Genomic DNA, 12,565 nt, shown 5'->3' with positions numbered 1-12,565 from the left:
GCGGTGTGACACTCCCGTCGTCTCACAGAGTAGCCGAGCGATGCGGCGCGCGGGCGGCGGCCGGACGGGATCGCGGGGCGCGAACCGTGCGCGTCAGGGCTCGCGGGCGGCGGCCCCCGACCCGGCGGAGGGCTCTGCGCCAGGTGTCGTCCCTGATGAAGATCATGTCGCCGAGGATCATGACGAGCGAGAACCACGGCAGGGCGAGCAGCACCGCGATCGAGGCGTGCATGCCGGTCACGAGGATCAGACCGATGACGCGGGTCGGCCGGGTCAGCAGCATCACCGGGAACAGCAGCTGCCCGTAGACGCTCAGCCAGGTGGTCGCGAACACGAGCGGCGTGATCTGCCACGCCAGGTGGTTGAGGCCGGAGAAGAGCGTGAGCTCCTCGACCTGCAGCGGGTAGTAGGACGCGACGCCCGACACCCAGGTGCTGCCCTGCAGCTTCCAGAGGGCGCTGCTGACGTAGATCACGCACAGCTGGTATCCGATCAGCAGCACCGCGGCGTTGTTCGCCAGCACCGGCACCCACGAGGGCAGCCGCCACCGTCCCCAGCCGAGCGCCGGATCCTCGCCCTGCCGCGCGCGCCGCCGGGCGTCGAGCGACCACCGCCGCGAGGTGTCGGCGAGCAGCAGGAACAGCAGGAACACTCGGAAGGTCTGGTAGTGCCCGGAGTTGAACACGACCGGGTTGAGCGTCGTGAACCCCAGCCACATGGCGACGAACACCGGGCCCGTGATGCGCATCCGCCACCCGAGCAGGTACGCCGCCGCGACCGCCATCAGCAGCAGCGTCTTCGCGAGTCGCACCCCGTCGGGGTCGTCGCGGGAGAAGAGCGCCGAGATCGGCCAGAGGAAGTCGTTCACGGACGAGGTGCGGAACAGCGCCTCGCCCCACCGGGATCCCTCGCCGAAGGTGTAGGAGAAGTTCGGCAGGTACATCGCCAGGATGAGGACCGTCATGCCGCCCATGCCGATGCGCATGAGCGCGAGGCCGTAGGTCGACCGGCGCTCGTCGAGCAGCCAGTGCAGGAAGCGGTCGGCCACCCGGGGTGCGATCCCGCGGGGGCGCGCCGCCGGAGAGAACGCGGCGTTCCGCTGCGATGCGCTCATCGTGCGGCCTCCTGTCCGTCGGTGCCCGAGTCGGCGTTCGCGTCCGAGTCGGCGTTCGCCGCGCCGGGCGGTTCGAGGCGGGTCGTGACCCCGACGGTCTCCGCCCAGGCCCGGAAGCTGCGGGCGAAGGCCTCGCGATCCTGCCCGGCCCACTCCAGCGTGGGCGTCCAGCCGAGGTCGGTGTACGAGGAGGCCGGTCGCTCGGCTGCGGGATCGCGGCGATCGTCCCAGCGGATCACGGGGCTGTAGACCGCCCTCGTCTGCACGGCGGTGATCTCGCCCTGATCCCCCAGAGGGCGCGCGACACCTGCGTCGCGTACGACGTCGTGAAGTTGCCCGCCCGGATGAAGGCGTCGACCGCGCCGGGATTCGATCCGTCGGCTGCGATCATCGCGTCTCGAAGCGCATAGAGCTCCGATCCCTCGAGGTGGTTCTCGGCCGCAGCGGCCCGCTGCGCATCGGTGAGACCGCGATACGCGGCCATCAACCGCTCGGCTCCGACGATCGAGAGCTGTTTCCGAAGCACTTTGCGAGAGTCGGCGGCGAGTTCGACCTCGGTCGCGTTCACCCACTCCGAGGTGATGCGTTCGCCGCCGGGGGTCTCCACCCATGCGCGCACCCAGAACTGCCGGTCGGAGTCGATGGGCTCGGGCGCGAAGATCTTGTAGTCCTGAACGAGGTACGGCTGCACGTAGCCGTTGGCCAGCTGCCACGCGCTGCTGCCGCGCACCTCCGGGGCGGGGGCGTTGAAGATCGCCGTCGCGAGCATGTGCACCGCGAGCAGCACCGCGGTCGAACCCGCGGCGATCCTGGCGGCGCGGGGGTCGCCCGGCCACCGCCCGCATCGCGAGCGGCGCCCCCGCCACGGGCGTCTCGCGAGCCCGCACGGCGCCCGCCGTCGGAGGGTGCGCGGCTCGCGGCGGCCCGGCCCGCCTCGGCCTGTTCGACTTCGATGACCATGTCGGCCCCGTTCCCCCGGTTGATCTGAAGACGGGAGCGGCCGACCGCCCCGTCTCACGGCCGTGAGGGCCGCGGCGGCCCCGGAACGAACTCCGGGGCCGCCGCGTCCCGTCCCGGGCGCCTCAGCAGCGGGTCACGTCCGCCCGCCTGCGCCGCGAGGCGAGGATCACCCCGGCTCCCGCGAGCAGCAGCAGCGCACCGGCCGGAGCGAGTGCGGCGAGATCCGAGCCCGTCGTAGAGAGCTTCGCCCCGCCCGCGGAGGGCCGCGCGCCGCTCGCACCCGGCGTGCCGGGCGTCCCGCCTCCCGGCCCCGCTTGCGCCAGCACCGTGGCGCTCGCGTTCGCGGTGCGACCGCTCGTGTCGCCCAGCGCCCCGAAGGAGGCGAGGCCCGGAGCGAAGCCCGCGGGAACGACCCACGCGGTAGTGAAGCCACCGGATGCGTCGGTCGCCACCGTGCGCTTCGAGCCGTCGGGCAGCGTCACGATCACGTTCTCGCCGGCCAGGAAGCCCGTGCCGGTGAGGCTGACGGTGCCACCCACGTGAACCGTGGTGGGGCTGGCGGTCAGCGAAGCGGTCGGCTCGCCGGGGTCGCTTCCCGGATCGCTACCGGGATCCGCTCCCGGATCAGCGCCGGGATCAGCACCAGGATCCGTACCCGGGTCCGCACCCGGATCGGTGCCAGGATCGGCTCCCGGGTCGGCACCAGGATCTCCACCGGGGTCCGCACCCGGATCAGCACCGGGGTCCGCACCCGGATCAGCACCGGGATCGGCGCCCGGGTCAGTACCCGGGTCGGCGCCAGGGTCGGCACCGGGATCGGCACCGGGATCCGCACCCGGATCCGCGCCGGGGTCCGCGCCGGGGTCCGCACCCGGATCGGTACCCGGATCGGCACCCGGGTCAGCGCCTGGGTCGGCACCGGGATCCGCACCCGGGTCCGCACCCGGATCAGTACCGGGGTCCGCACCCGGGTCCGCGCCGGGATCAGCACCCGGGTCAGCGCCTAGGTCGGCACCGGGATCCGCGCCCGGGTCCGCGCCGGGATCCGCGCCGGGGTCAGCACCAGGATCGGCACCCGGGTCAGTACCCGGATCAGCACCAGGGTCGGCACCCGGATCCGCACCGGGGTCGGCACCGGGGTCCGCACCCGGATCCGCACCGGGGTCGGCACCAGGATCCGCACCCGGATCTGCGCCAGGATCCGCACCCGGATCCGCACCCGGATCCGCACCCGGATCCGCACCCGCCGCGGTGACGGTGATCGCCACCGAGTCGGTGCTCCCACCGACCTGCGCGGCGGTGATGGTGTGCGCTCCGACGGGCACCGCGGCGAAGGTCACGGACGAGGTGCCCTCGGGGCTCACGGTCGCGGTCTGCGCCGTCTGCCCGGGGAGGGAGACCGTGACGCCGAGGCCCGGCTCACCGGTGCCGGTCATGACGACGGCCGTCGTCTCGGCCGCGTCGGCGACCGGGAAGTCGGCGCCGTCGGCGGGCGAAGTGATGGCGACTTCGGCGGCCGCGGTCGCATTCGGCCCCACCGTGGCATTGGCCAGGTCCACCGTGACCGCGCTCACGCCCGGCAGCACGGTCAGGCGCAGAGCGGTCTCCGAGAAGACGCCGGTCGCGGGAGTCTCCTGCACGTTGGTCTGCAGGGTGGCGACCAGGGGCAGCAGGTCGGTCAGCGCCGGGCTCAGCACCGAGTTCACGGGTTCGAGCACGGCGGCTGTGAGACCCGTCACCTGGGTGACCGTGCTCTGCAGCGGCGAGGTGAGCGCGCTCACCACGGCTGCGAGGCCGCCCGGGAGGCCGAGCCCGAGGCCGAGGAGTGCGATGCCGCCGGTGTCGCCGTCGAGCAGGCTGCCGACGGTCGTGTCGATCGTGAGCAGGTCGATGGCCGGTGTGACCTCGATTCCGCCGACGACCACCGCGGGGATCCCGGCGTGGCCGGTCACCGCGAGCGAGCGCAGCGCGGTCGTCGCGCTCTCGGTCACGTCGGCCAGCAGCCCGTTGATCAGCGCGAGCACTCGAGCCTCGACGAGCTCGAGGGTGTCGCCCGAGAGCACGTTCGTTCCCGGCGAGAGGTTGTTCAGATCGATGATCTGCTCGAGATCCACGATGATCTCACCCGTACCGAGGTTGATCGTCACACCGGGATAGGCCGGATCGGTGAGTTCACCGGTGACGAGCCCAGAGGCGGCGTCGAAGACGCCGTCCGCGTTCACGGTGATGTCGGCTTCCAGCAGGCCCACACCGCTGAGCGTGCCGAGTAGCCCGAGCACACCTGAGTTCAGCTGCGCCTGCACCCCGTTCAGCAGGGTCTGAGCCGAGGCGAGCTCACCCTCGACGGCGGTCGAGAGGCCGGCCACGGTCTCGCTGCCGATCACGAGCCGTGCTCCCGCGATCTCGTAGTCGCCGACCGCTGCGGATGGAGCCGCCTGCGAGGCGTTCGCGCTCACCGCGCCGACGGTGAGGTCGAGCGAGGCGAGCTCGTCGATCAGATCCGCGGTGGTCTCGCCCGCGAGAGCGTTCACCGCGTTGCCGAGGTTGATGTGCAGTGGGCCCGGCGCCACGCCCGGCGCGGGTTCCACGCCGGTGCCGATCGCGCCGGATTCGCTGACGAGGCCCGAAGCCCCGACGGAGGACCCGTTGGGCAGCGCGCTCGCGTACTGGCCGACGACCCCGGCGCTCGCGAAGTCCAGCGGCAGTTGCACGCCGCCTGGGATGGTGACGTTGAGGGCCGAGAGCGCCGTCAGGTCGAGGGTGTTCGCGTCGGTGACCGACGGTGCGACGGTGCCGTCGTTGGCAGCGGCGGCACCGGCGAGGTCGGCGACGACGTCCGCGTCGAGATAGGTCAGGATCGAGCCGCTCAGGGACGTGCCCGTCGCTGCCGACGTGTCTCCCGGCGCCGCCGTGGCGGCCGGTGCGGCGATGCCCGCGAAGGCCATGCCCACGGCTGCGGCCGTGCCCACGGCCAGCGGCCGAAGATCGACTCTGCGTCGTCTCGCCCTCCGTGTTTCAGATGTTGTTTTCAAGAGAACTCCCCAGTCGTCTCGATGCGGGTGTTGGGGATGCGCATCCCTCCGCACGGCGGTGTGCGAGGCCGAGGTGCACCCGGCTTGAGGCTTTCAGCAAAGGACCGGCCGGTCCACGGAAGTCAGCACCCCGCACAACCCCGCGAGCGACTACCCAGACGGGGTGCCGCCGGTACTGAGAAGCGGGTGCGGGTTCCCCAATGAAACCCGACGGGGATGCATAACAGAACGACTACGCCCTGTAAAGCCGAGCAGCGGTCCGCAGAAGCCATCTAGTGTGGTGCAAAAGATCAGCTAGCAACGCAGCGACGACTGTCTGGACGAGCAAGAGGGGAATGCTCATGCAGGGGGTAACGAAGCACGGCGAGCGACTTCCGCAGGCGCTCCTCGGCCACTTGGACAGCGCGGAGGAACCGATCCTCGTGACCGGCCCTCACGGCAGCGGCAAGACCTACCTGCTGCGCTCGCTCTCGGCCCTGCTCACCGGTCGAGATGAGCCTCACGTGCTCGTGAGCGGTGCGTCTCGGGATGGGCTGCAGCGCATCGAGCAGATGCCGCCCGGGGCGCTGGCCCTCTTCGACGACTACGAGCTCGCCTCCTACGAGGTGCTGCAGGCGATGGCTCGGCACATCGCGGACGGGGGCAAGGTCGTCGCCACCGTCACCGAGGCGCACATCGACACCGGCAACGGCGAGCGCATGCGCCGTCTCTACGAGCTGTTCCCCGAAGTGCAGCCGAAACTCGAGCGCACGAGATCCGTGCGCCTGGAGCCCTTCACCGACGCCCAGATCGCGAGGCTCGTGCACCGGGCGAGCTCAGAACCGATCTCATCGGTGACCGTGGAGGCCATCCAGCAACTCTCGTGGGGACTGCCCGGCGCGGCGCTCACCCTGCTGCAGCTGCACCGCAGCGGGTCGCTCTCGAGCACGCCTCGGCCCCGGATCACACGCACCCACACCGTCGACCTGCATCTCGCCGCACTGCACCATCCCGTGCGGGTCGCGGAGGCGCAGCTCACCTCCGAGCAGATCGCAGCGGCCATCGTGCTCTCGGAGATCGGACCGCGCAGTCGCAGCGGCATCGCCGACGTCTTCGGCTCCTCCACCCAGTCCCGCCTCTTCGACAGCGGTTTCCTGCTGCCGCACCCGCGGGCCTCCGAGCTGTTCGGCGTTCCCGAGCTCTACGCCGCGGCCGTGCGCAACCTCACGACCGCCGAAGCGCTCGGCCGGCTCCGTCGGACCACCGCCATGCACCTCCTCTCCCAGGAGGTCCTCGGCATCCCGCTGCCGGATCGCGAAGCCATCTTCTGCGCGCGCGTGCTGAGTCGCCACGACCGCTCCGCGGTACACGATCCGCTGCTCGAAGAGCATCACGCGCGCTTCCTGCAGCGCATCATCGACGACCTCATCTGCTTCGGCGAGGGCGAGCGGGCGCGCGACCTGCTGCTGCGCCTCGGCACGCACGGGCCCGGCCTGTGCCCCGTGAGACGCGCCCGGCTCACGACGCTGCTGCGCGACGCGCACACCGGACTGCAGACGCTCCTCGTAACGCGGCCTCCGCGCGGCAACTGCGACCTTCCGCCGACGGACCCCGAGGAGAGAATCGCTCAGCTGGCGCTGCGCGCCCGCCTCTCCGCAGAGGCCGGGCTGCCGTTCGAGGCGGATCCCGACATCGTCGAGGACCCGGAGTGGACCGACGCGCTGCTCGTGATCCGCCGGTGGAACGATACGCACCCGCTCTCGGTCGACATCCCCGATCTGCTGCGCATCGCCCGCAGCCACCCGCTTCCCGAGATCATGCTGCTCGCCGAGCAGCTGCTCTCGCTGGAGGCCGGGTGCAACGGCGTGCGCTACCGGGAGTTCAACAGCGATGCCGTCGAGAAGCGCATCGCGCACGTCGCCATCCACTCCTCCGAACTGCTGCGCGACCTGCTGCTGACGACGATCGTGGCGCAGAGCGTCATCAGGTTCTTCGCGCCGGCGCAGATCGACGACGATCCCAAGCTGCTCGATCTCGTCGACCGGCTGCCCGGGGCATCCCGCCACCGCATCTGGTTGAGGCATCTCTTCGCCGCGCGCACGGCGCTGTTCTGCGGAGACCTCACGCGATCCGCTGCCGAGTGGGCGGGGTTCGCCGCTCATGCGCCCCGCTTCGTCGCCTACCGCTTGCACGCGCTCATCGATCAGGTCAGCTCGATGTCGACGGCGAGCGGTCAGGAGCTCGCGTCGACCCGCTCGTACTGCGCGCAGGTGCTGCTCTACTTCTCGGGGCGCTTCGAGTCGGTGCGCGCAGAGACCTTCGCCGAACCGGAGCCCGCGGCGGCACGGGCCCGCCCCGGCGCCGCCGACCGCGAGGATCCGCCGGAGATCGAAGAGCTGCCGCATCGCAAGCCGATCCGCGGGCACCTCGAAGCGCTGCGCGCCCAGAATCCCGCCGCTCTCATGCGCGCGGCCGAGAGGCTCGAGGCCGGCGCCTTCCTCGGGTCCGCCGCCTCCGCGCTGCAGGAGGCCCGGCGCATCTTCCTGCGACGGCGCGCCAGCGGCAGCGTCGCAGCGGCCGACGCCCGCCTCGCAGCGCTGAAGGCCGCGACCGAGCGCCGCGTGCCGTGGTTCGACGCGGGGGCGATCGAGGATGTGCCCCGCGAGCGGCTCACCCCTCGGGAGACGACCACCGCGCAGCTCGCGGCCGAGGGGCTCAGCAACCGCGAGATCGCCGAGCGCATGCGGTGCAGCGTGCGCACCGTCGAATCCCACCTCGCGCAGGCGCGCGCGAAGCTCGGCGTCACGAGCCGCGAGGCGATGCGGGCGAAGCTCTGGGTGCAGGTCGGGGGCGACGGGGTGGGAGGATCTCGAGCGGCGGGGCGCCAACACGCCCGATGAGCCGGCCCCGATTCGCGTTGCACGCACCGATGCCGTATTCTTTTTCGCGGTGACGTGTCCGAGCGGCCGAAGGTGCGACTCTCGAAAAGTCGTGTGCGGTAACCCCGCACCGTGGGTTCAAATCCCACCGTCACCGCCACTGAGAAGGCCCCGCCTCCCGGAGAGATCCGGTCGAGTCGGGGCCTTCGTCATGTCCGGGGATGCGGGCGGCGCGTAGCGCGGGGCCCGGCTCAGCCGAGGCGGTCCCAGAACGCGCGCAGCTGCTCACTCTTGCGGAACACGATGGTGTCCCACTCCTCGTCGGTGGTCGCACTGTCGGCGAAATCGGACGGCACCTTGAACATCTGCAGCGTCACCTCGAAGCGCTCGCACACGCTCGCATAGGCGTAGGCCTCCATGTCGACCAGCGAGGCCCCGAGCCCGGCGATGTGACCCCGCTGCGCGTCGTTCTTCACGAAGACGTCGCCGGTCGCGATCACGGCCGTGCGCTCGGGGGGCAGGATCGCGGCACCGCTGGGGCGCAGCTCGGGCGAGGGCAGCGAGAAGTCGTGCTGCACCGCTCCCGTGATCTGGTAGACGTCTTCGAGGCTGGGGCGCTCGGGGCCGTCGCTCACGACGCCCGCCGTGCCGAGCACGACGACCCGCTCCACGCCGCCCGCGGCGAGCGCGCCCGCCAGCGCCACGGCCGCGTTCACCTTGCCGACCCCGGTCACGAGGTGAGGCACGTCCGAGAAGGCGGAGGCCTCGTCGCGGTGCGCGAACACGAGCAGCGTGGAGGGCTGGGGCATGGGCTGACTCCTCATGGCGCGGGGAACGCCGGTCGATGCGAAACTCAACCCACACTAGCGTTTTTCGAAGACATGTTCTAAACTGTAGAACTGAGCTTGTGAGAGACACGCGTTTCCGCCCGAAGCAATCGGACAGATTCAAGGCGTCGAGAGATCAACTCCGCGAGTCCCGCGAAGCTCAGCAGCACGGCCCCGGCCCTTCCACACGGCCGCCTTGGCACTGCGCCGTGCGCACATCGATACATCGGTGCGCCACGGTGGTGCGCCCCGAAAGGACTCATCATGGAAACCAGCAACATCATCGACCTGCAGCAGCGGCGCGAGCGCCCGCTGCGCACCCCCTACCACTCCCTCGGCCAGGATCACGAGATGCACGTGCCCGAGTGGGCGCAGCACCGCTCGGTCTACCGCACCGAGGGGCGCACGCTGTACCTCGTCGAGACCGACCGTCTCGACGAGGCGCGCGGCGACCTCCGCCGCCTCGATCGCGCCGGATGGGAGGTGCGCGTCGCCGAGGATCCCGAGGCCCGCGGATCCCGCGCCCGCATCGCGCTCACCCGCCGCGACATCGCTCGCGCGGCGTAGTCGGCTTCGGCGAGAGATTCGGCTTCGGTGAGACGAGAACCGCGGTTCTGAGCTCACCGAGGTCGGATCTGCCACCCGAGAGCCGCGCGCTGCAAGCCGCGGTAACACTCGTGTCACCCTTCGCGCCCGTCGCTACACTGGCCGCATGAGCGATGTCGAACTTGCCGAGGTTGAGAGCTTCTCCCTGGACCACACGAAGGTGCTGGCCCCGTACGTGCGCCTGATCGGCGTGGAGCACGGGCCGAAGGGCGACGCGATCTCGAACTACGACATCCGGCTCGTGCAGCCGAACGAGGGCGAGATTCCTACGGCGGGCCTGCATACGATCGAGCACACCCTGGCGGCGCTGCTGCGCACCCGCTTCGACGGACTCATCGACATCTCTCCGTTCGGCTGCCGCACGGGCTTCCACATGATCGCCTGGGGCGAGCCGACGCCCGAGCAGGTGGGCGCGGCGATCAAGAGCGCGCTCGAGGATCTGGTCGAGCGGGTCACGTGGGACGACGTTCCCGGCACCGAGGCGGTGAGCTGCGGCAACTACCGCGATCACAGTCTGCACTCCGCGAAGGAGTGGGCGAAGCAGGTGCTGGATCAGGGCATCAGCCTCGACGCGTTCGACCGCTCGCGCCTCGTCTGACGGAGCCCCCGAGCAGCGCCCAGCGCCGCCTCGGAGCAGCGCCCAGCACCGCTCCGGACCCAACGTCCATGCCTGGCCTCGCGCCGTGCACACGCACATCGGGAGTCTCGACCTGCTGCGATCCGACCGAGGATGCGGCAGTCGAGACTCCCGTTCCGTGTTCCTGCGCCGAGCCAGCGCGGCGCAGAGCCGCTCGGAGTGAGGCCGCCTAGCCCACGAGCACGTCGAGGGCGGCCTCGAGCGCTCCGTCGACGGCGCGCGTCACGATCTCGCGGTAGGGGTCGTAGCCGTCCATCGTCTCGTCCTGGGCGGCGAGCGGGTTGCCGTCGATCGCGAAGACCGCGCCGGTCTCGATGCCGTGCAGTGCGGCGATCACGAACAGCGCTGCGGCCTCCATCTCGACGGCGACGGCCCCTGCACGCTGCCACATGCGCAGGTCGACGCCGGTGATGACGTCGCTCGGGTAGAACATGTCGCCCGTGACGACGATGCCGCTGTGCACGTCGAGCCCGGTGGCCGCGGCGGCGGCCTTGAGCGCGATGGTGAGCTCGGGGGTGGCGAGGGCGGGGAACTCGGTGGGCACCAGCTGGTGGCTGACCCCGTCGGCGCGCACGGCCCCGGTGGCGACGACGATCGCGCCGTCGACCACGTCGGGCTGCATGCCGCCCGCGGTGCCGGAGCGCACGATGCGGGTGACGCCCCCGCGTGCCAGCTCTTCGAAGCAGACGGCCGCGCCCGCGGCGCCGACGCCGTGCGACGCGACGGTGACGGGCACGCCGCGATGGGTGCCCGCGTAGACGTGGTACTCGCGGTTGGCGGCGATCTGACGGGCGTCGTCGAGTCGTTCGGCGACGCGGGCCGCACGAGCGGGGTCGCCGACGACCAGGGCGCGATCGGCGAGGTCGGAGACCCGGGCCCGCAGCAGTGGGAGTTCGGCGTCGGCGGGGAGTCGGACGGGTGCCATGGCGGAGGCCTTTCGGTCGGGTTGTCGGGGGTTCGGAAGGTTCGGGTGAAGGTCGCCGTCGGCCGTCGATATGGAATCTGCCAAGTATCTGTTCTACAGCCGAAGATCCACCATATATTCGGCAGATCCCGTATCTCCGGGACGACCCCCGGCCTTAGAGAGCCAGCAGCCGCGAGCGGGCCACGGCGGCCCGTTCTCGGATCGCGGGAGCGTCGAGGGTGAGGTGCTCGCCGTCGGCGTAGACGTGGCGGCCGCCGATGAACACGTGCCGCACGTCGGCCCCGGTGGCCCCGAACCCGAGATGCGAGACGAGGGCGCCCGGCTGTGCGGCGAGGTCGAGGGGCGTGGCCGCGGATCCCGTCACGTCGAGTGCGATCACGTCGGCGAGGCGACCCGCCTCGAGCGCGCCCGTCTCAGGGAAGCCGATCGCCTCGGCGCCGCGCCGGGTGGCGATGTCGAGCACGTCGGCGGCGCGCACGATCGCGGCGTCCTGCTGCGCGCCGCGGTGCAGGATGGTGCCGGTCTTGATCTCCTCGAACAGGTCGAGGGTGTTGTTGCTCGCGACCGAATCGGTGCCGAGCGAGATGCGCAGCCCGGCCCGCTGCCAAGCGGGGAGGTCGGCGATGCCGTTGCCGAGCTTGAGGTTGGAGACCGGGTTGTGGCTCACGGCCGTGCCGGTGCGGGCGAACAGCTCGATCTCGCCCTCGGTGAGGTGCACGCAGTGCGCGGCGAGCACCTCGGCGTCGAAGAGGCCGAGCGAGTCGAGGTGGTCGGCGGGCGTCGCACCGTAGCGCTCGAGGATCTGCTCGACCTCGGCCGCCGACTCGGAGATGTGGGTGTGGATCGGGATGCCGCGTTCGAGCGCCCGCGCGGTGATGTCGCGCAGGAACTCGGGAGGGCAGGTGTAGGGGGCGTGAGGGCCGTAGGCGACGCGGATCTGCGGATCGCCCGCGTACCGCTCGGCGAGCGCCTCGGTCTGGGCGGTCGCCTCGGCGCCGTTCCACGGCGATACCCCGGGGAAGCCGACCGCGTCGGGTGCGAAGGAGGCGAGGGCGACCATCGCGCGCATGCCCGCGGCGCGCACGAGCTCGATGAGCGGCTCGTCCCAGTGGTACATGTCTGCGAAGGCGACGGTGCCGGTCTCGATCATCTCGACCATCGCGAGCTGCAGGCCGACCTCGACGTCGTCGTGAGTGAGGTGCTGCTCGAGCGCCTGCACGGCCGCGAGCCACGGCATGAAGCCCTCATCGTCGGAGACGCCGCGCAGCAGCGTCATCGCAGAGTGGGTGTGGCCGTTCACGAGCCCCGGCATGAGCACGTGACCCGTGAGGTCGTGCGTCACCCGGCCCGAGTGGGCGGGCACGCCGGTCTCATGGACGGCCGGGCTGACGCCCTCGGCGCCGTGTGGCCCGCCGAGGTCGAGGTTGGCGATGCTCTCGGGGCGCACGGACCCGGCGTAGGTGATGCGCCCGTCGGCATCGAACGCGAGCTCGGCGTCGACGACCACCCCGCCCGGAGTGAGCATCGCGTCGGCCCTCAGAATGGTCTCGCTCATGGCGTCTCCCTCTCTTCCACGCCCACTGTATCGTCAGCCGCCGACGCTCTT

The 12,565-nt window shown here is 71.2% G+C and carries 10 protein-coding genes and 1 tRNA gene; 4 read left to right on the top strand and 7 right to left on the bottom strand.

What is annotated here, in order from left to right:
• Positions 1–22: 22 nt before the first annotated feature.
• The 4 genes from H490_RS0116125 to H490_RS32365 all read right to left on the bottom strand — a co-directional run bounded on the left by H490_RS0116125 (position 23) and on the right by H490_RS32365 (position 5,043).
• Entirely contained in the window at positions 23–1,114 is a 1,092-nt protein-coding gene (locus H490_RS0116125; RefSeq protein WP_017884462.1) for an HTTM domain-containing protein, read from the bottom strand.
• On the bottom strand, positions 1,111–1,380 hold the full coding sequence (locus tag H490_RS26240; protein ID WP_152424268.1) for a hypothetical protein: 270 nt from the start codon (positions 1,378–1,380) through the stop codon (positions 1,111–1,113). Before H490_RS26240 ends, H490_RS0116125 begins: the two co-directional genes overlap by 4 nt.
• Positions 1,350–1,901 (bottom strand): DUF5819 family protein, encoded by a 552-nt coding sequence (locus tag H490_RS26235; protein WP_017884460.1) that lies wholly within the window; start codon positions 1,899–1,901, stop codon positions 1,350–1,352. The genes H490_RS26240 and H490_RS26235 overlap by 31 nt, the downstream gene beginning before the upstream one ends.
• Before the next feature lie 295 nt (positions 1,902–2,196).
• Positions 2,197–5,043, bottom strand: coding sequence for a choice-of-anchor G family protein (locus H490_RS32365; protein WP_017884459.1), 2,847 nt, complete (start codon positions 5,041–5,043; stop codon positions 2,197–2,199).
• A gap of 404 nt (positions 5,044–5,447) precedes the next feature.
• Here H490_RS32365 and H490_RS32545 point away from each other — a divergent pair, with 404 nt between their 5' ends.
• Both H490_RS32545 and H490_RS26225 read left to right on the top strand, forming a co-directional pair.
• Positions 5,448–7,985 carry a helix-turn-helix transcriptional regulator gene (locus H490_RS32545; protein WP_202950834.1) on the top strand — a complete coding sequence of 846 codons (2,538 nt, stop codon included), beginning with the start codon at positions 5,448–5,450 and terminating at the stop codon, positions 7,983–7,985.
• Between the two features lie 48 nt (positions 7,986–8,033).
• Positions 8,034–8,124: transfer RNA gene (locus H490_RS26225), tRNA-Ser, on the top strand.
• A 91-nt stretch (positions 8,125–8,215) separates the two neighbouring features.
• On the opposite strand, the gene H490_RS26220 is transcribed toward H490_RS26225, so the two are convergent.
• The gene (locus tag H490_RS26220; protein ID WP_017884457.1) at positions 8,216–8,773 is read right to left on the bottom strand and encodes a purine-nucleoside phosphorylase; all 558 of its coding nucleotides are present in this window, start codon (positions 8,771–8,773) and stop codon (positions 8,216–8,218) included.
• Positions 8,774–9,055: 282 nt separating this feature from the next.
• Between H490_RS26220 and H490_RS26215 the strand changes: the two genes are divergently transcribed.
• Complete coding sequence (locus H490_RS26215; RefSeq protein ID WP_017884456.1) at positions 9,056–9,358, top strand: hypothetical protein; 303 nt, start codon at positions 9,056–9,058, stop codon at positions 9,356–9,358.
• 145 nt (positions 9,359–9,503) lie between these two features.
• Positions 9,504–9,995: an S-ribosylhomocysteine lyase gene (locus tag H490_RS26210; RefSeq protein ID WP_017884455.1), complete on the top strand. Its 492-nt coding sequence runs from the start codon at positions 9,504–9,506 to the stop codon at positions 9,993–9,995.
• A 208-nt stretch (positions 9,996–10,203) separates the two neighbouring features.
• On the opposite strand, the gene H490_RS0116110 is transcribed toward H490_RS26210, so the two are convergent.
• Together H490_RS0116110 and H490_RS26205 are read right to left on the bottom strand one after the other, a co-directional pair.
• Positions 10,204–10,959 carry a nucleoside phosphorylase gene (locus H490_RS0116110; RefSeq protein WP_017884454.1) on the bottom strand — a complete coding sequence of 252 codons (756 nt, stop codon included), beginning with the start codon at positions 10,957–10,959 and terminating at the stop codon, positions 10,204–10,206.
• Positions 10,960–11,113: 154 nt separating this feature from the next.
• Positions 11,114–12,514 (bottom strand): amidohydrolase, encoded by a 1,401-nt coding sequence (locus tag H490_RS26205; RefSeq protein ID WP_017884453.1) that lies wholly within the window; start codon positions 12,512–12,514, stop codon positions 11,114–11,116.
• Between the last annotated feature and the right edge of the window lie 51 nt (positions 12,515–12,565).

Origin of the sequence: Leucobacter sp. UCD-THU (assembly GCF_000349545.1) — a bacterium.
In the GTDB taxonomy this organism is placed as follows: domain Bacteria; phylum Actinomycetota; class Actinomycetes; order Actinomycetales; family Microbacteriaceae; genus Leucobacter; species Leucobacter muris.
The sequence above is the reverse complement of the archived record's forward strand: the minus strand, read 5'-3'. Positions and strand labels throughout refer to the sequence as shown.

Bases quoted from the DNA above. Each gene is read 5' to 3' on its own strand.
- H490_RS26210 (WP_017884455.1), top strand. From the start codon at position 9,504: ATGAGCGATGTCGAACTTGCCGAGGTTGAGAGCTTCTCCCTGGACCAC.
- H490_RS32545 (WP_202950834.1), top strand. From the start codon at position 5,448: ATGCAGGGGGTAACGAAGCACGGCGAGCGACTTCCGCAGGCGCTCCTC.
- H490_RS26215 (WP_017884456.1), top strand. From the start codon at position 9,056: ATGGAAACCAGCAACATCATCGACCTGCAGCAGCGGCGCGAGCGCCCG.
- H490_RS0116110 (WP_017884454.1), bottom strand. From the start codon at position 10,959: ATGGCACCCGTCCGACTCCCCGCCGACGCCGAACTCCCACTGCTGCGG.
- H490_RS26220 (WP_017884457.1), bottom strand. From the start codon at position 8,773: ATGCCCCAGCCCTCCACGCTGCTCGTGTTCGCGCACCGCGACGAGGCC.
- H490_RS26205 (WP_017884453.1), bottom strand. From the start codon at position 12,514: ATGAGCGAGACCATTCTGAGGGCCGACGCGATGCTCACTCCGGGCGGG.
- H490_RS0116125 (WP_017884462.1), bottom strand. From the start codon at position 1,114: ATGAGCGCATCGCAGCGGAACGCCGCGTTCTCTCCGGCGGCGCGCCCC.